General features: G+C 61.3%; 19 protein-coding genes. 8 read left to right on the forward strand and 11 right to left on the reverse strand.

Going from position 1 to position 16,062, the window contains the following annotated elements; all coding sequences use genetic code 11:
- Positions 1 to 10 precede the first annotated feature (10 nt).
- The 3 genes from V8Z65_RS08400 to V8Z65_RS08410 are packed head-to-tail and all read right to left on the reverse strand — an operon-like array spanning position 11 to position 1,296.
- Positions 11 to 511 carry a GNAT family N-acetyltransferase gene (locus V8Z65_RS08400; protein WP_338723755.1) on the reverse strand — a complete coding sequence of 167 codons (501 nt, stop codon included), beginning with the start codon at positions 509 to 511 and terminating at the stop codon, positions 11 to 13.
- Positions 508 to 987 (reverse strand): GNAT family N-acetyltransferase, encoded by a 480-nt coding sequence (locus tag V8Z65_RS08405; RefSeq protein ID WP_338723756.1) that lies wholly within the window; start codon positions 985 to 987, stop codon positions 508 to 510. Before V8Z65_RS08405 ends, V8Z65_RS08400 begins: the two co-directional genes overlap by 4 nt.
- Positions 988 to 1,026: 39 nt before the next feature.
- Positions 1,027 to 1,296, reverse strand: a complete 270-nt coding sequence (locus tag V8Z65_RS08410; RefSeq protein ID WP_338723757.1) for a chorismate mutase — start codon at positions 1,294 to 1,296, stop codon at positions 1,027 to 1,029.
- Between the two features lie 31 nt (positions 1,297 to 1,327).
- On the opposite strand from V8Z65_RS08410, the gene V8Z65_RS08415 reads away from it, so the two are divergent.
- On the forward strand, positions 1,328 to 1,483 hold the full coding sequence (locus V8Z65_RS08415; protein ID WP_338723758.1) for a hypothetical protein: 156 nt from the start codon (positions 1,328 to 1,330) through the stop codon (positions 1,481 to 1,483).
- Between the two features lie 108 nt (positions 1,484 to 1,591).
- Positions 1,592 to 1,849 (forward strand): YjhX family toxin, encoded by a 258-nt coding sequence (locus V8Z65_RS08420; protein WP_338723759.1) that lies wholly within the window; start codon positions 1,592 to 1,594, stop codon positions 1,847 to 1,849.
- Between the two features lie 91 nt (positions 1,850 to 1,940).
- On the opposite strand, the gene V8Z65_RS08425 is transcribed toward V8Z65_RS08420, so the two are convergent.
- The 7 genes from V8Z65_RS08425 to V8Z65_RS08455 all read right to left on the reverse strand — a co-directional run bounded on the left by V8Z65_RS08425 (position 1,941) and on the right by V8Z65_RS08455 (position 6,949).
- The gene (locus V8Z65_RS08425; protein WP_338723760.1) at positions 1,941 to 2,258 is read right to left on the reverse strand and encodes a hypothetical protein; all 318 of its coding nucleotides are present in this window, start codon (positions 2,256 to 2,258) and stop codon (positions 1,941 to 1,943) included.
- Positions 2,259 to 2,388: 130 nt separating this feature from the next.
- Positions 2,389 to 3,873: an Asp-tRNA(Asn)/Glu-tRNA(Gln) amidotransferase subunit GatA gene (gatA, locus tag V8Z65_RS08430; RefSeq protein ID WP_338723761.1), complete on the reverse strand. Its 1,485-nt coding sequence runs from the start codon at positions 3,871 to 3,873 to the stop codon at positions 2,389 to 2,391.
- Complete coding sequence (locus tag V8Z65_RS08435; RefSeq protein ID WP_338723762.1) at positions 3,866 to 4,324, reverse strand: hypothetical protein; 459 nt, start codon at positions 4,322 to 4,324, stop codon at positions 3,866 to 3,868. Before V8Z65_RS08435 ends, gatA begins: the two co-directional genes overlap by 8 nt.
- A complete protein-coding gene (locus V8Z65_RS08440; protein ID WP_338723763.1) occupies positions 4,321 to 4,803 on the reverse strand; it encodes a GNAT family N-acetyltransferase in 483 nt (160 codons plus the stop codon). Before V8Z65_RS08440 ends, V8Z65_RS08435 begins: the two co-directional genes overlap by 4 nt.
- Positions 4,804 to 5,091: an Asp-tRNA(Asn)/Glu-tRNA(Gln) amidotransferase subunit GatC gene (gene gatC, locus V8Z65_RS08445; RefSeq protein WP_338723764.1), complete on the reverse strand. Its 288-nt coding sequence runs from the start codon at positions 5,089 to 5,091 to the stop codon at positions 4,804 to 4,806.
- Between the two features lie 83 nt (positions 5,092 to 5,174).
- A complete protein-coding gene (locus tag V8Z65_RS08450) occupies positions 5,175 to 5,699 on the reverse strand; it encodes a hypothetical protein (protein WP_338723766.1) in 525 nt (174 codons plus the stop codon).
- Positions 5,696 to 6,949 carry an FAD-dependent oxidoreductase gene (locus V8Z65_RS08455; RefSeq protein WP_338723767.1) on the reverse strand — a complete coding sequence of 418 codons (1,254 nt, stop codon included), beginning with the start codon at positions 6,947 to 6,949 and terminating at the stop codon, positions 5,696 to 5,698. Before V8Z65_RS08455 ends, V8Z65_RS08450 begins: the two co-directional genes overlap by 4 nt.
- A 54-nt stretch (positions 6,950 to 7,003) precedes the next feature.
- Here V8Z65_RS08455 and ruvX point away from each other — a divergent pair, with 54 nt between their 5' ends.
- From ruvX to V8Z65_RS08475, 4 genes are all read left to right on the forward strand, one after another.
- Positions 7,004 to 7,468, forward strand: a complete 465-nt coding sequence (gene ruvX, locus V8Z65_RS08460) for a Holliday junction resolvase RuvX (RefSeq protein ID WP_338723768.1) — start codon at positions 7,004 to 7,006, stop codon at positions 7,466 to 7,468.
- Between the two features lie 149 nt (positions 7,469 to 7,617).
- Positions 7,618 to 8,586, forward strand: coding sequence for an aspartate carbamoyltransferase catalytic subunit (locus V8Z65_RS08465; RefSeq protein WP_338723769.1), 969 nt, complete (start codon positions 7,618 to 7,620; stop codon positions 8,584 to 8,586).
- A complete protein-coding gene (gene pyrC, locus V8Z65_RS08470) occupies positions 8,583 to 9,881 on the forward strand; it encodes a dihydroorotase (protein ID WP_338723771.1) in 1,299 nt (432 codons plus the stop codon). Before V8Z65_RS08465 ends, pyrC begins: the two co-directional genes overlap by 4 nt.
- The gene (locus tag V8Z65_RS08475; RefSeq protein WP_338723773.1) at positions 9,878 to 10,924 is read left to right on the forward strand and encodes a dipeptidase; all 1,047 of its coding nucleotides are present in this window, start codon (positions 9,878 to 9,880) and stop codon (positions 10,922 to 10,924) included. The genes pyrC and V8Z65_RS08475 overlap by 4 nt, the downstream gene beginning before the upstream one ends.
- Before the next feature lie 35 nt (positions 10,925 to 10,959).
- Here the strand turns inward: V8Z65_RS08475 and topA are convergent, their stop codons facing one another.
- Positions 10,960 to 13,581: a type I DNA topoisomerase gene (topA, locus tag V8Z65_RS08480; protein WP_338723774.1), complete on the reverse strand. Its 2,622-nt coding sequence runs from the start codon at positions 13,579 to 13,581 to the stop codon at positions 10,960 to 10,962.
- 322 nt (positions 13,582 to 13,903) lie between these two features.
- Here topA and V8Z65_RS08485 point away from each other — a divergent pair, with 322 nt between their 5' ends.
- Together V8Z65_RS08485 and murB are read left to right on the forward strand one after the other, a co-directional pair.
- Positions 13,904 to 14,935 (forward strand): aldo/keto reductase, encoded by a 1,032-nt coding sequence (locus V8Z65_RS08485; protein WP_338723775.1) that lies wholly within the window; start codon positions 13,904 to 13,906, stop codon positions 14,933 to 14,935.
- 81 nt (positions 14,936 to 15,016) lie between these two features.
- Positions 15,017 to 16,036 carry a UDP-N-acetylmuramate dehydrogenase gene (murB, locus tag V8Z65_RS08490; RefSeq protein WP_338723776.1) on the forward strand — a complete coding sequence of 340 codons (1,020 nt, stop codon included), beginning with the start codon at positions 15,017 to 15,019 and terminating at the stop codon, positions 16,034 to 16,036.
- The last annotated feature ends 26 nt before the right edge of the window (positions 16,037 to 16,062 follow it).

Genomic DNA, 16,062 nt, shown 5'->3' on the forward strand with positions numbered 1-16,062 from the left:
TCGGGCAGTCCTATACCGCTTCCCGCAAGGCTTTACGGAAGCGGACCTTGTCCAGTTCATAGTTCAGGCTGGCAGAGAACTTCATGCCACGCCAGACGGGTTCATACCCATGACGTTCATAGAAGCGCACCGCCCCGGCATTGCCGGTATAGGTTTCGAGCTCAGCAAAGCCAAAAGCCTGCTTGGCGATAGCCTCTTCCAGCGCTTCAAGCAAGGCCGCACCGACCCCTTGTCCCTGCGCAGACGGCGCAACCCAGAGATCGGAGATGATATTGTCCATATCCTCGCGGGCACCCCAGCCCAGAATTTTGCCGTCTGCGCTGGCAACGATCATTGTCTCCGGCTTGTCGCGACAGAAATTCACGAACTCATCGCGCAGTTTATCCCGATCTGTACGGCCCGCATCATCCTTCCCGAAGGCGCTATGCGTCCAGGAAGCAAAGCCAACATTCCCGAGTATTTCGGCACAGGCCGACCCGGCCGGCCCAATCAGAAGCCGTGGTTGCCTCACTCGTCCTCAATGTCCCCGTCATAGGGGTGCAGCCGCTTTTCGAGATGGACACTCATAAAAGGCGAATGTCCTTCGCGCCCATCCGGTTTCAGCGCCAGGATCCGATAGCCTTGCCGCTCGTAGAAGCGCACTGCCCGGACGTGGTCGGCGGGCGTTTCCAGGTGCACGCGTTCAGCTCCCTGGAGCTCCAGCATCAACTCCATGCGATCAAGCAACATGGCCCCGACACCGTGACCCTGCATTTCGGGCATGACGAAAAGATAGGGAATATAGCTGCGGCCCGGGACGCGCGAGCACCAGCCCACGACGATCTCATCGAGCTCGGCCACGATGGTGTCGCGCCAACCCTGGCCCACGGCATGCGACAGCCGCCGGCGCTCGGCGTCCTGCAGGCCCGGCTTGTCGGTCAATATGGGATAGATGCCATCTTTCCAGGCACGAAAGGCGATATCTGCCAGGCGAGGCGCATCCGTCATTTCCGCTTTGCGTATCTGAATGCCTGGCATCTCCGCCTCCTATTTAGCGCGCTTGCGCGCCGCGATTATGCCCTTCTCGTAATTGATGTTCCAATTGATCAGGGTCCGCCAGATAAGTTCTGCCTGATCCTCATCCAGATCAAGGTCCAAACTGAGGCCGCGCACCTTGGCGACGATAGCCTCGATCCGGGCCGGATCGAATGCCTCGTGAGGGTCGGTCTTGATTTCGGCCATGCGCGTCACATAGCTGTGCCGCTCCGCGAAAAGTCCGAGCAAAGCCTGATCGATACGATCAATCTCCGCACGCACATCCTCTTTGGTTTCACATTCGCTAGGCAGTTTGACAGCGCTCACGTCCGGCCCTCAGGAAGTCGATACTGTTGCTGGTTTGCACCGCCACGCAGACGATTTCAACCCGCCCATGGCGAACGAACTGGCGGCCGGTCAGATCGACGCCTACATTCAAACCATGTCTAGCCAGTTTGAGATTGCCTGAGACCCCGTCTCGTCGAGACGGGTAGAGTGAACCGACCGGCCCCTGCGCGATGCCAGCGGCCGGCACCGCTTCTTTGCGGGCTATCGCCCGCGCCCACAGGCACTTTCAATGGACATTTCCCGAAACGAACAGCGGGTACTGCACGCACTGGCACAGGGCGGCCGTATCGCCGCCATCAAGGACGAACGCGGCAAGATCGTTGATTTTGAATTCTACAGCCGCGATGGCTGGCTAATGAGCGGCCTCACACCGCTCATCTTTAATAAGCTCAAGACCAAAAAAGCGATCAAGTCGCAGGGCGGCCAGCCCTATCGCATCACCAGGCGAGGGCTCGAACTGGTCAGAAGCCAGGTGGACAATCGCTGAAGCCTCTGCCGTCGGGATCAGGCCACGCCGCTACCAAAAAATCGCCGGGCACCTGCCCGGCGATCGTTGCGTCATCAAAAGCCGAGACCAATCAGTGCTTCGTCACTTCGCTCAGCGCCGCAGCAATATGCTCCCATTCCTGAGACACACTTGCGGTGGCGCGGCGCTTGCCGGCGCGGCGATACCAATAATCGGCATTGCCCATATCGGCTTCGATCCAGTGCATCAGCGCATGCACCCAATCGAACGCCTGGACGCCTTCCATGGACTGGACAATGTTGTGCGCCTTTTCCCATTCGGGACCGACGCGCAGCTCACCCTTCTTGAGCCACCAGAGCGCCTGCAGCGGCTTGCTCATGTCCCTGGGAGGCTCGGACCAATCGAGCGAAGTAAAGATGTCTACGGCCATCGGCTGGTTTCCTGTTGGCCCGGACGCAGCAATCGGGCGCGTCTCCACCAGTTTCAATCTGTGCATGGGCGGCAAATAGTGCGGAACGGCGGCGCAATCAAGCGCTAGCCGTTGCGTAACACGTTAGGACTCACCACCACTGCTTGGGTGCGAAGTCGCCGCCCGCGCTCTTTTCGATGACACGAGCGGCCGCAAACAGCGTCTCTTCGTCGAATGGCTTGCCGATCAACTGCAGGCCAAGCGGCAATCCCTGCCCGTCCTTGCCGGCCGGCACGGCAATGCCTGGAAGGCCGGCCATGTTCACCGTAACGGTGAAGACGTCGTTGAGATACATGGCGACCGGATCGCTAGCCAAAGCCTCATCGCCGACACCAAAGGCGGCAGAAGGTGTCGCCGGGGTCAGGATGGCATCGACCCCTGCATTGAAGGCGTCCTCGAAATCCTTCTTGATCAGGGTGCGGACCTTCTGCGCCTTGACATAATAGGCGTCGAAATAGCCGGCAGACAGCACATAGGTGCCGATCATGATACGGCGCTTGACCTCCCGGCCAAAGCCGGCGGCGCGGGTCAGTTCGTACATGTCCGTGATGTCCTTGCCGCTGACGCGCAGACCGTATTTCACGCCATCATAGCGCGCCAGGTTGGACGAGGCTTCGGCCGGCGCCACGATGTAATAGGCCGGCAGGGCATATTTGGTGTGTGGCAGGGAAATATCCTTGACCGTTGCGCCCTCGGCCTTGAGCCATTCCAGCCCCTCGGCCCAGAGCTTCTCGATCTCGGCCGGCATGCCCTCCATGCGGTATTCCTTGGGAACGCCAATGGTCAGCCCCTTGACCCCGCGCTCCACGGCGGCGGCAAAATCCGGCACCGGAATATCGACGCTGGTGGAATCCTTGGGGTCGAAGCCCGACATCGACGTCATCATAAGTGCCGCATCTTCCACGGTGCGGGCAATCGGACCAGCCTGGTCGAGCGAGGAAGCGAAAGCCACTGTGCCCCAACGCGAGCAACGCCCATAGGTCGGCTTGATCCCCACAGTACCGGTGAATGCGGCGGGCTGACGGATGGAGCCACCCGTATCGGTTGCTGTCGCACCGGCGCAGAGCCACGCGGCAACCGCCGCCGCCGAGCCACCCGAAGATCCCCCGGGGACCAGATTGGCATTGCTGCCTTCGGCGCGGAACGGGCTGATCACCGGGCCATAATAGGATGTCTCGTTGGACGAGCCCATAGCGAATTCGTCCATATTGAGCTTGCCCAGCATGACCGCGCCGTCGCGCCAGAGATTGGCGGTGACGGTCGATTCATATTCGGGCTTGAATCCATCGAGAATGTGACTGGCGGCCTGGGTATGCACACCTTTGGTCGCAAACAGGTCCTTGATGCCCAGCGGAATACCTTCGAGCGTACCGCCCTGCCCCTTGCTGAGCTTTTCATCGCTTGCCTTGGCCATATCGCGCGCCTGTTCCGGCGTCGTGGCGACATAGGCATTGAGACTGGGATTGGCCTTCTCAATGGCACCAATATAGGCGTCGGTCAGCTCAAGCGCAGTAAAGCTCTTGTTTTCCAGGCCCTTACGAGCATCGGCCAGGCTTAGCTTGGTCAGATCAGTCAACGGGTATCTCACTCAAATTATCGCAGCGTGTGTAGAGCGTCGCACCGGGCGTCGCAACCTCGCTGCCCATTTCATATTGGCCGTTTGCGGCCATGGTTGCATCGAAGGCCGACACAACCTGGATTTGGGTTTCGTTATAAGGCGCCACCGCGAACGTGTCGGGATAGATCTCGCCAGGCAGCTCGCAAACCGCGTCGATGAACAGATGCGTGCTGCCCTCGCGCGTCTTCACGTCAAAGAAGCTGCAGCGGAACTCCATCGATTGAATGCCGTCGTCGAAGTCGAGGCTGAGGAAATCGTGGTCCATCCATGCATCCACGCCCTTATCTTCCAACGCCTGGCAGGCCTCGGATTCGGACACGTAGAGCTTGTCGCGCGCAATGCGCAGGTCCTCCTGCGCCGCACTCGACACAGTCAGGGCAAGCAGCAATGGCACGACAGCGCCTTTCACGCGGCTTTCTCCGCATCGAGCCGCAACTCGAAAAAGGCCGACCATTCGCTGTCCGGATAGTCGAGGAACGGTCCTCTCGGGGTGAACCCGTAACGGGCATAGAGCCGATGCGCCTCGGCCATGCCATCACCGGTTCCGGTTTCCAGCATAATGACCGGCAGGCCACGTTCACGCGCCAGCTCGACAATCCGCTCCAGCAATTGGCGGCCGACGCGCCGCCCGCGCACCTCAGGCAGGGTGAACATGCGTTTGACTTCACCCAGTTCCGGCCCATGCATCTTGAGTGCGCCCATGCCGACCGCTTTGCCACTTTCGTCGCGTGCAACAAATAGTGTCGTATCGCTATCCGCCATCTGCTCGACCGTCATTTTGAACTGGAACTCCAGCGGCGAGAGCGGCAGCAAATGATCGTTGAGGTGGGTCACCAGAGCCCGCACATCATCCTGCAAGGGCGTCTCAATGGCGATCGTAACCGTCATTTACTCCACCACCTTGGGCACCATAAAGAAATGGTCTTCGGTCAGCGGCGCATTGCCCACGATCTTCTCGGCATAATTGCCATCGGAGATGACGTCGTCCCGGCGCCGCAGCGTCATCGGCGTGACAGAGGTCATGGCCGCGACGCCTTCGACATCGACTTCACCCAATTGCTCGACAAAGCCCAGAATCGCGTTGAGTTCGCTCTGGTAGCCAGCGACTTCCTCCTCCTCGATACGAATGCGGGCAAGGCGCCCGATGCGCTTAACGGTGGCGGCATCGACAGACATGGGAAACTCCAAGATACGGCGTGTTGCCGCGTTATTAGCAATGCGGCGCAGCAAATGACAATGAAAATGCCTTATGTGTCGGATCAGGCTTCCACGGCCAGAGCCGGCTCGAGCGCAATGAGCCCGGTTCCGTCGAGCCGATCGCGCACCCTGTCCAAGGCCGCGTCGATTTCCGCCTCACGACCGGCCAGGGCCACAAGGGCCGGCGCGACGGCGTCGAGGAGCCGCTCGGCGCGGTCGGCCAGGTCACTGCCGGCCAGCACCACAACTGCCTTGTCAGCCCATCGTCCGGGTTCCGGGAGGACTCCAACGGCCAGGAGCAGCGGCCGATCGTCGTCGCCATCGACGAGGAGACCGCACTCGCCAAGCGACCAGACTTGCACTGGCCGCAGCGCGTCACCGATATCCAACAGCCTCTGGGCCGGGCGTGGTCGCCAGGTTTGGAGATCGGCCGGCTTGCCGCCCTTGCGCATCGCGAGGACCTGATCGGCCCCGCTCACCAGTTCGCTGCGGTCAATACCACCCGGTGCGGCCTCGGGATCGACCACCAGCACTTGCCCGCCGATCTGGATACGAAATGTGGAGCCACCAAACCAGGTCAGTTTCACGCGTCACGCTCCGGCTTGAAGGTCAGGCTTATCCTCGACGCGCCTTCGATGAAGCGCCGGGTCGATGGTCGATTGAGCACTGTTCGACCCAACCAACCCAGTACACCCATCGGCAGCAGACCGAGAAGGGGCGCCACTGCCTGGATGCCTTTGAGACGTTTTGGTCCCCGGTTCTGCATCGCTTGTATCTTTTCCACCTCCGGGCGCCGCTCCGCCTCGAAACGCCGTGCCGCTACGTCGAGACGCTCAGGATCGGTCGCCGCGAGAAGCGTCGGACCGATATGGTTGGCCAGAATGATTGCGTCGCGCAACGCGACATTGATGCCCTGCGCCCCCACTGGCGACATAGGGTGCGCGGCATCGCCCATCAGCACCAGCCCTGGCACTGACCATTTCGGTAACATACCGCAGATCACGTCGAGAAGAACGGGTTCGCTGGCCCGCTCGCGTCCGGCGGCAAATACGGCCGCCAGCGGCGGCGGCAGCACGCTGGCCAATTCATCCTTCCAGGCGCTCAGCTCACTGCCTCGAAAATCCCGGTAGCTGCCCTTCGAAATGATCCGACCGATCTGCACATGGTCACCTTCGGCAGGAAAGGCCAGCCCAAAATAGTCGTCCAGCAGAAAGCCATAGGCCTCCGTCGCCTTCACCGGTGCCGAGCGCGGCACCCGGCACCAGACGACGTCAAACTCCTGCCGCTCGCCCTGCAGCTCCAGTCCCAGACGCTTGCGCGCTACCGAATAGCGTCCATCTGCCGCGATGACATAGTCGCAACGCAATTGGCGCTCACCGCCCTCGCCGCCCAGGGCAAGCCCGACGACGCGGCTGTCTTCGACGATGAAGTCGCGCACCACCGTGCCGCGCAGCAGGGAAAAGCCGCTGAATTGGGCACATTTGCTAGTCAGCATTTCCAGCAGCCTGGGCTGCGGCATCAACCGGACGAACTGCATATCGGGCGGCAGGATGCGGTCGAGCTCGATGTTTAGGAAACGCTTTCCGCGCGAGAACATCTGCATTGACCGTATCGGCTGGGATGGAAGGGCGTCAAAGGCGTCCCACAGACCGGCTTCAAGAATGGCCTGCATGCCTCCGGGCGTCATTCCCTCGCCCCGGAACTCGCGCGAAAAATCGCGATGCCGCTCAATCAGGGTGACGCGGATATTCATCCGCGCCAGAAGCCAGGCCGTCAGCGCGCCGGCAGGTCCGGCGCCGATGATCGCCACATGCGGCAAAGGCTCATCGCTCGACATTGGCGACTCCCGCCCGTATTGAGACGGGCAAGAGCTACACCCCGGGGTCAGCCCATGACAATAGACGCCGCCAACGATCCGCTCGCCGCCATCCCGGCCGCGGGCAAGATTCTTGGTCTCGACCTCGGCACCAAGACCATTGGTGTCGCCATATCGGATGGCATGCGCTATTCGGCCACGCCGCTAGAAACCATCAAGCGCACGAAATTCACTCAGGATGCCGAGCGGATTATCGCGCTGATCGCCGAAAACCAGGCGGTGGCGATCATCCTCGGCCTTCCGCTCAACATGGACGGCACGGAAGGCCCCCGGGTGCAATCGACCCGCGCCTTCGCCCGCAACCTGGCGCCAAAGATCAATTTGCCGATAGCCTTCTGGGACGAACGCCTCTCCACCTCGGCAGTGACGCGCATGATGATCGAAGCCGATCTCAGGCGCGATCGGCGGGCCGAAGTGGTCGACAAGCTGGCGGCCAGCTACATCCTCCAAGGCGCACTCGACCGCTTGCGGGCACGCTAGGGTCCGAACGCGATTGCATCGCTGTCCGGGCCCGGCTGTTCCACTGCATTCTGACGGCCGCCAAGGAGATAATTTTACGAATTGGCGCGGCTGGGCTTGCCCCACCCAGCCCCCTCGGCTAGACCGCAGCAAATCGCAAGGGATGCGACATGCCGCAGCACAGCCCCGCCCGCTCTTCAGGCGACTTTCCTCCATTCCAGCAGCGCCATCTGATTTCCATTGCTGATCTCAAGCAGCACGAAATCGTCGATCTTCTCGATCGCGCCGAACGGATGATCGAAATTTCCCGGCAGGAGCGCAAATCGCTGCCCACATTGGCCGGCAAAACCCAGATCAATCTCTTCTTCGAACCGTCAACACGCACGCAATCCTCGTTCGAGATTGCCGGCAAGCGTTTGGGGGCATTGGTCGTCAATATGTCGGTCAAGACCAGCTCGGTCTCCAAGGGCGAAACCTTGATCGATACAGCTGCCACGCTCAACGCCATGCGGCCCGACGTGCTGGTTGTCCGCCACTCGGCCGCTGGTGCGGTGGAACTGCTTAGCCAGAAGGTCGGCTGCTCGGTGGTCAATGCGGGCGACGGCGCCCATGAACACCCCACCCAGGCCTTGCTCGATGCACTCACCATCCGTAACCACAAGGGTACGCTTGCGGGCCTGACGGTGGCCATCTGCGGCGACATTGCCAATTCGCGCGTGGCCCGTTCCAACCTGCTGCTGCTCGGGGCCCTGAACGTGCGCACCCGTGTTATCGCACCACGCACACTGCTCCCGGCAGGCATCGAACACCTCGCCACCGAGGTCTTTACCGACATGGCGGAGGGCCTCAAAGATGTGGACGTAGTGATGATGCTGCGCCTGCAGCACGAGCGCGCCAATGGCAAAATGATCCCATCGGTCCGTGAATATTACCGCTTCTACGGGCTCGATGAAGAAAAGCTCGGCCACGCAAAGCCTGACGCCATCGTCATGCATCCCGGCCCCATGAATCGCGGTGTCGAGATCGACCCCGCCATCGCCGATAGTGACCGCTCGGTCATCACCGATCAGGTGGAAATGGGCGTGGCCGTGCGCATGGCCGTACTCGACGCCCTGCTTCCACCGAGGAACGACCCATGAACCGCCCCCTCATCGTTGACAATGCCCACATCGTGGACCCAGCCTCCGGGACCGATCAGCTTGGCGCGGTGCTGGTCGAAGATGGTCGTATCAGCGACCTTGCCATTGGTGGCCCGGCGGGCGTACCCGACGGCGCCGAGGTCATCGACGCGCAGGGCCTCGTATTGGCCCCCGGCCTTATCGATATGCGGGTCTTTGTCGGCGAACCCGGCAAGGAATATCGCGAAACCCTGGCATCGGCGGGCGCCGCGGCCGTGGCAGGCGGCGTCACCAGCTTCATAATGATGCCCGATACCACCCCGACCGTGGACGATGGCGCGCTTGTAGACTTCCTCATCCGTCGCGCCGAAGCGCAATCGCCCGCGCGCATCCTGCCTGCCGCAGCCATCACCAAGGGGCTTGCAGGCAAGGAGATTACCGAATTCGGCCTGCTCAAGGACGCCGGAGCGGTGTGCCTGACCGACGGTGCGCAGTCGATCCAATCTTCGGCTCTGTTGCGGTCGGCCATGGGCTATGCCGCCAATTTCGACATGCCCTTCGTCCATCACGTCGCCGATGCCGGGCTGATCGGCGATGGCGTGATGAACGAGGGTCTTTTTGCAACCGTGCTGGGCCTGAAAGGCATTCCGCGCGAAGCCGAAACGATCCCCCTGGCACGGGATCTGCAATTGGCAGGCCTGACCGGCGCGCGCTATCACGCCGCCCAAATTTCGACGGCCGGTTCGGTCACATTAGTCGAGACCGCGAAATCCCGTAACCCAAGAGTTACGGCCGGCCTTTCCATCAACAACCTCTGTCTCAACGAAAACGACATCGGGCGCTACCGCACCTATTTCAAGCTCAACCCGCCGCTGCGCGGGGAAGATGACCGCCAGGCGATGATCGAGGGCCTGCGGTCAGGCGCCATCGACGCCATTCATTCCGATCACGACCCCCAGGATTCCGAGGTGAAGCGCCAGCCTTTCGCCGAGGCCTCCCACGGCGCCATTGGCCTCGAAACCATGCTGGCTGCAGCCCTGCGGCTGGTCCATTCGGGCGATCTGCCCCTGATGACCATCCTGCGGGCAATGACCAGCCGTCCCGCCGACATCTTGGGTCTCGATAGCGGCCGCATTGTCAGGCGCGCGCCCGCCGACTTGATTCTGGTCGATCCCGATTATCCCTGGCAGGTCACCGAGAAAAGCTTCCGCTCACGCTCGCGCAATACCAGCTTCGAAGGCGCCCGCATGCAGGGCAAGGTAATGCGCACCATAATTGGCGGCCGCACCGTTTTTCAACATGAGGACGAAGCGTGACCATTCCCTTCTTTGATGGTCACAACGATACCCTTCTGCGCCTGACTGAAGATGCGCGGCCCGATAAGCGCGACATGTTCATCAACGGCAAAAATGGCGAAGGCCACATCGACTATCCGCGCGCGCGGAAATCCGGCATGGCGGGCGGCTTTTTCGCCATGTTCCCGCCCCCGGTCAAGGCGAGCGTGGCAAATGTGGCTGCGCCCGACTTCACCAAAGGTGATCTGCCACCGCTTCTCGACATTGCCAATGCGCAAAAATCGACAAATGCGATGGCGGCGTTGCTGCTGCAGCTCGAACGCGATGGGGTGCTCAAGGTCTGCCGCTCGGCCGCCGACATTGATGGCGCCATCGCACAGGGCAAGCTGGCCGCCATCTTTCATATCGAAGGTGCGGAAGCGATCGACACGGACTTCCAGGCCTTCGAAATTCTCTACGCCGCCGGCTTGCGCTCTATAGGCGTCACCTGGAGCCGCGCTAACGCCTTCGGCACCGGTGTCCCCTTCCGGTTCAATGCCGACCCCGATACCGGCCCCGGCCTGACCGCCGCGGGCAAGGCGCTGGTTCGCATCTGCGACCAGCGTGGCGTCATGATCGACCTCAGCCATCTCAACGCCGCCGGCTTCCGCGATGTCGCGGCCATTTCAACAAAGCCGCTGGTGGCCACTCATTCCAATGTGCACGCGATTTGCCCCTGCACCCGAAACCTCACGGACTGGCAGCTTGCCGCCATCCGCGAGAGCGGCGGTGTGGTCGGCCTCAACTATGCCACCGGCTTTCTACGGCCCGATGGAAAGTTCGACGCCGATACACCCATCGAAGTCATGGTCCGCCATGTCGATGCGCTCGTCGAAGCCCTGGGCGAGGACGGCGTAGCACTCGGCTCCGATTTCGACGGCGCCATGGTGCCGAAGGATATCGGCGACGTCACCGGCGTTCCCAAACTGCTCCAGGCGCTGCTGGACAAAGGCTATGGTGAGCCACTGGTCCGCAAGATCGCGCTGGGCAACTGGCTAAGCGTGATCGCGCGAACAATCGGCTAAGGCCTCGCCCGCCGCGATCCGACCTCGGCCGCGCTTCAGAACGGCACGTCTTCCGAGCTGTCTGATTTCTTGGTCGCGGCTTTCTTGGGCGCAGCCTTCTTCGCCGCCGGTTTTTTGACGGCGGCCTTCTTGGCAGCGGGCTTTTTGGTGGGTGATTTCTTCTTGCCGCTTGTCGCCTCCGCCCGTGCAGCAATCAGGGCAATGGCCTGTTCCAGCGTCACGTCCTCGGGCTTGAGGTCCTTGGGCAGCGTCGCATTGATCTTGCCCTGGTTGACATAGGGTCCATAACGGCCCGAGCGGACCGTAATCGGCCCGCCATCATGCTCGAAGGTCTGGATTGCCGCCACGGCGGCGCCACGGCCGCCACGTCCGCCATTGGCTGCTTTCTGCGCGATCAGATCAACGGCCCGGTTGAGGCCAACGGTGAAGACCTCTTCGACATCCGGCAGATTGGCATATTTACCGTCATGCAAGAGGAATGGCCCATAGCGTCCCAGACCAGCCGAGATCGGCAGACCGGTTTCGGGATGAAGTCCCACCTCGCGCGGCAGAGACAGCAATTGCAACGCCTTTTCCAAAGTCAGCGAGGCCGCGTCCCATCCTTTGGGTAGCGAACTGCGCTTTGGATCCTTGCCTTCACCGAGTTGAACATAAGGACCAAAACGGCCCGATTTTAGGAAGACCTCTTCGCCGCTGGCCGGATCCGTACCCAGCACACCGTCACCTGCCGCCGTCTCAGATGACTGGCCCGTCGCCGCATCGGAAAGCTGCATCGTATGCTTACACTCGGGATAGTTCGAGCAACCGATAAAGGCGCCGAACTTGCCCAGTTTCAGCGACAATGTACCGGTTCCGCAGGTCGGGCATTTGCGCGGGTCCGAGCCGTCCTCGCGGGCCGGGAAGATGTGGTCGGACAGCATGTCGTTGAGTGCATCGAGCACTTCCGAGACGCGCAGGTCTTTGATTTCCTCGGTCGCGGCGGTGAAATCCTTCCAGAAGTCGCGCAGCAGCACCTTATAGTCCAGATCGCCGGCGGACACGTGGTCGAGCTGCTCTTCCAGATGCGCGGTGAAGCCATACTCGACATAGCGCGCGAAAAAACTCTCGAGGAAAGAGGTAACGATCCGTCCACGGTCTTCAGGGTGCAGCGCCCTGCCCTCAAGCTTGACGTAGTCGCGGTCCTTCAGCGTCGCCAAAGTCGCCGCATAAGTCGATGGCCGGCCGATACCCAGCTCTTCCATCTTCTTGATCAGGCTCGCCTCGGTATAGCGCGCCGGGGGCTGCGTAAAATGCTGCTCGATCTCGACCTTCTTCAGGTCAGGTTTGTCCCCAACTGCCAGCGGCGGCAATTCGCGATCGTCCGTATCGTCATCGGCATCATTGTCCGATTTCGCCTCGATCCCGTAAAGCGTCAGGAAGCCCGGAAAGGTGACCACAGAACCGGTTGCCCGCAGCGTTACCGCGCGACCCGGCACATTGACGGCGATATCCACTGTCGTGCGATCGATCGCGGCGGAGGCCATCTGGCTGGCCAGCGTCCGCTTCCAGATCAACCCGTAAAGCTTGGCCTGGTCAGCGTCGAGATTGAGGCTTTCCGGCCGCTTGAACATATCGGTGGGGCGAATGGCCTCGTGCGCTTCTTGCGCATTCTTGGCCTTGGTCTGGTAGATGCGCGCCTTCTCCGGCAGATACTCCCCGCCGAAATATTTGCCGATCACGGAGCGGGCCATAGCGATGCCCTCAGGCGCCATTTGCACGGCATCCGTACGCATATAGGTGATCAACCCATCCTCGTAGAGACGCTGGGCGATCTGCATGGTGCGCGACGGCGACAGGCCCAGCCGCGACGATGCATCCTGCTGCAAGCTGGACGTCGTGAAGGGGGCGTAAGGATTGCGTTTGGTCGGCTTCTTTTCGACATTGGCGACATTGAACTGGCCGCCCTCGATGAGCTTCCTGAGCGCCGCGGCGTCCTCGCCGGTCTTGATGTCGAGCTTATCGGTCTTCTTGCCGTCCACGGCGAATAACCGCGCCAGGAAGTTCTTGCCGTTCTGGGCAAGCTGCGCCTCGACGGACCAATATTCATCAGGCTTGAATTTCTCGATCTCGCGCTCGCGGTCTGAAACCAGCCGCAGCGCCACCGACTGCACCCGACCCGCCGAGCGCGAACCGGGAAGTTTGCGCCAGAGGATCGGTGACAGCGTGAAGCCCACCAGATAGTCGAGCGCGCGCCGAGCCAGATAGGCGTCCACCAGCGGCATATCGATGTCGCGCGGCTTGGCCATGGCTGCGGTCACCGCATCCTTGGTGATGGCATTAAACACCACGCGCTGAACCGATGTGTCTTTTCTGAGCGCCTTCTTGGCGCGCAGCACATCCAATATGTGCCAGGAAATGGCTTCGCCTTCGCGATCCGGGTCGGTGGCCAGGATCAGCCCATCGGCCCCCTTCAGCGCTGAAGCAATGTCCGCAATGCGTTTTTTTGCTGCCGTATCCACTTCCCAGGACATGGCGAAATCTTCATCCGGACGGACCGAACCATCCTTTGCCGGCAGGTCACGGACATGGCCGAAGCTGGCCAGGACCTCATAGTCCTTGCCCAAATATTTGTTGATTGTCTTGGCTTTAGCCGGACTTTCAACGACGACGACCTTCATGGATTTCCGTTCCGCAACAATCAACTCAAAGAGCGCGCAACATGGTGAAGCCGCATGCCGGTGTCAACGGGGAGGTGCTCGGCGACCGTTTCCCGCAAAGGCCGGCCGCGCGCCGCTGGCCTCTGCTGCACATCACGCGTGCGGTATTCCCTGGCTGCGCCGCAAGGGCCGAGCAAGGGCTTGCGCGGCCACTTCCATACATGTGAAAGTGGTGGTGGCGCATTCTGCGCCCGTGCTCCCAATTCGATACATTAAGACTGGACCGCCTGCATGAAGAGGCGTGCCCTCACTCTGCTTCGGGAGCAAAGAGGAGGCTTTTACGATGGATTATCGCAAGCTCGGCAATTCCGGGACTATTGTTACAAACCTTTGCCTTGGCACGATGACGTTTGGCGCGGAGTCCGATGAGGCGACTTCGCATGCCATGCTGGACGACTACGTGGCCGCCGGCGGCAACTTTGTCGACACGGCCGATGTTTATTCGACCGGCATCTCCGAGGAGATCATCGGCCGCTGGCTCAAGGCTCATCCTGGCATGGCCGAAAAACTGGTCATCGCCACCAAGGGCCGGTTTCCCATGGGACAGGGGCCGAATGATCTGGGCCTCTCGCGCAAGCATCTCGGCATTGCACTCGACAATTCGCTCAAGCGGCTGGGCGTGGAGCAGATCGATCTTTATCAGATGCATGCCTGGGACGCCCTGACGCCTCTGGAAGAAACATTGCGTTTCCTCGACGACGCGATCCGCTCCGGCAAAATCGCCTATTATGGTTTTTCCAACTATCTGGGCTGGCAGATCACCAAGGCGGTCTGGCTGGCAAAGTCCAACGGCTTGGCCGCGCCGGTGACCATGCAGCCGCAATATAATCTGCTGGTGCGCGATATCGAGCACGAGATCGTGCCTGCTTGTCAGGACGCCAATATGGGCTTGCTGCCCTGGTCTCCTCTTGGTGGCGGCTGGCTCTCCGGAAAATACAAGCGCGATCAAATGCCCACCGGTGTGAGCCGTCTCGGCGAAAATCCCAAGCGCGGGATGGAAGCCTATGAGGCGCGCAATGCGCAACAGCGCACTTGGGACATTATCGGCGCCGTCGAGGACATCGCCAAGGCACGCAATGCCAGCATGGCCCAGGTCGCCTTGGCCTGGCTGGCAGCGAAGCCCGCTGTCACCTCGGTCATCCTTGGTGTCCGGACGTGCGATCAGCTCAAGGATAACCTCGGCGCGGCCGATCTCGTCCTCACCGATGACGAACGCGCCCAACTCGACAGCGTCAGCAAGTCCGACATGCCCGACTACCCCTATGGGACCGGCGGCATAAACCAGCGCAACCGCAAGATGGAAGGCGGCCGCTGACCAACCCGAATGCTGCCCTGCACAGTCTGGGCAGCATTCGCTCTTGCTCTGCCGGCGGCAACAATGGTGTTTATGGGGCAAATGACCAATCTTGCCGACCGACTGATTCCCGATTTCGACCTGTCCGCCCGCAACACCCTGGCATTGCGTGCCCGGTCTCGCTTCGGCTTGCTGGTCGATGGTCCCGATTTGCTGCCCGAGTTGTTCGAACACGCTACGGCGCAAGGTCTGCCAGTCCGCATTCTCGGCGGCGGCAGCAATGTGGTGCTGGCGCCGAATTTTGACGGTATCACGGCATTGCTCGCGACCTTCGGCAGAAAGATCGCCGGCGAGACGGCCGATCACACATTGATTGAAGTCGCTTCGGGCGAAACCTGGCATGATCTTGTTGTCTGGACAATCGAACAGGGCTCAGGCGGCATTGAGAACCTTGCTCTTATTCCCGGTACGGTGGGCGCCGCCCCGGTACAGAATATCGGCGCCTATGGCGCCGAACTCGCCGATGTATTCCACACGCTGACGGCCTTTGACCGTCAATCCGGCAGCATCGTCACCTTTGACCGCACCGCCTGCGCCTTTGCCTATCGCGATAGTGTCTTCAAGCAGCAGCCGGACCGCTACGTCGTCCTGACGGTTCGGCTGGCCCTGCCCAAAGCCTGGCAGCCCAATCTGGGCTTTGCGGGCCTCTCCGAGCTTGCCGATGCCGCCGATTTGTCGCCCCGCACGGTCATGGATCGGGTCATAGCGCTGCGCACCAGCAAGCTGCCAGACTGGCGCCTGACGCCCAATGCCGGCTCATTCTTCCAGAACCCGATCGTCCCGCATGAGGCGGCGGCACCCATACTGGCCGAGTTCCCCGCTGCGCCCAACTACCCGCAGGCCAATGACCGGACGAAACTATCTGCCGGCTGGCTGATTGAACAATCCGGGCTCAAGGGATTCCGCATGGGACCTGTCGGCATTTCCGAACGGCACGCCCTGGTCGTGGTCAATCATGGCGGCGCGGAACAGGCCGATGTGGCGGCCCTGGCCGACCACGTCAAAGACACGGTCTTGAACCGTTTCGGCATCGCACTGCACGAAGAACCGATCTTTCTCTGACGATAGCGACAACATGCGCCGTTCTC

The organism is Devosia sp. XK-2 (assembly GCF_037113415.1).
In the GTDB taxonomy this organism is placed as follows: domain Bacteria; phylum Pseudomonadota; class Alphaproteobacteria; order Rhizobiales; family Devosiaceae; genus Devosia.

What these genes read in the sequence shown, in the direction of transcription:
- V8Z65_RS08405 (WP_338723756.1), bottom strand. Translation starts at nt 987, where the DNA reads ATGACGGATGCGCCTCGCCTGGCAGATATCGCCTTTCGTGCCTGGAAA.
- V8Z65_RS08420 (WP_338723759.1), top strand. Translation starts at nt 1,592, where the DNA reads ATGGACATTTCCCGAAACGAACAGCGGGTACTGCACGCACTGGCACAG.
- V8Z65_RS08425 (WP_338723760.1), bottom strand. Translation starts at nt 2,258, where the DNA reads ATGGCCGTAGACATCTTTACTTCGCTCGATTGGTCCGAGCCTCCCAGG.
- V8Z65_RS08440 (WP_338723763.1), bottom strand. Translation starts at nt 4,803, where the DNA reads ATGACGGTTACGATCGCCATTGAGACGCCCTTGCAGGATGATGTGCGG.
- gatC (WP_338723764.1), bottom strand. Translation starts at nt 5,091, where the DNA reads ATGTCTGTCGATGCCGCCACCGTTAAGCGCATCGGGCGCCTTGCCCGC.
- V8Z65_RS08455 (WP_338723767.1), bottom strand. Translation starts at nt 6,949, where the DNA reads ATGTCGAGCGATGAGCCTTTGCCGCATGTGGCGATCATCGGCGCCGGA.
- ruvX (WP_338723768.1), top strand. Translation starts at nt 7,004, where the DNA reads ATGACAATAGACGCCGCCAACGATCCGCTCGCCGCCATCCCGGCCGCG.
- V8Z65_RS08465 (WP_338723769.1), top strand. Translation starts at nt 7,618, where the DNA reads ATGCCGCAGCACAGCCCCGCCCGCTCTTCAGGCGACTTTCCTCCATTC.
- pyrC (WP_338723771.1), top strand. Translation starts at nt 8,583, where the DNA reads ATGAACCGCCCCCTCATCGTTGACAATGCCCACATCGTGGACCCAGCC.
- topA (WP_338723774.1), bottom strand. Translation starts at nt 13,581, where the DNA reads ATGAAGGTCGTCGTCGTTGAAAGTCCGGCTAAAGCCAAGACAATCAAC.
- V8Z65_RS08485 (WP_338723775.1), top strand. Translation starts at nt 13,904, where the DNA reads ATGGATTATCGCAAGCTCGGCAATTCCGGGACTATTGTTACAAACCTT.
- murB (WP_338723776.1), top strand. Translation starts at nt 15,017, where the DNA reads ATGACCAATCTTGCCGACCGACTGATTCCCGATTTCGACCTGTCCGCC.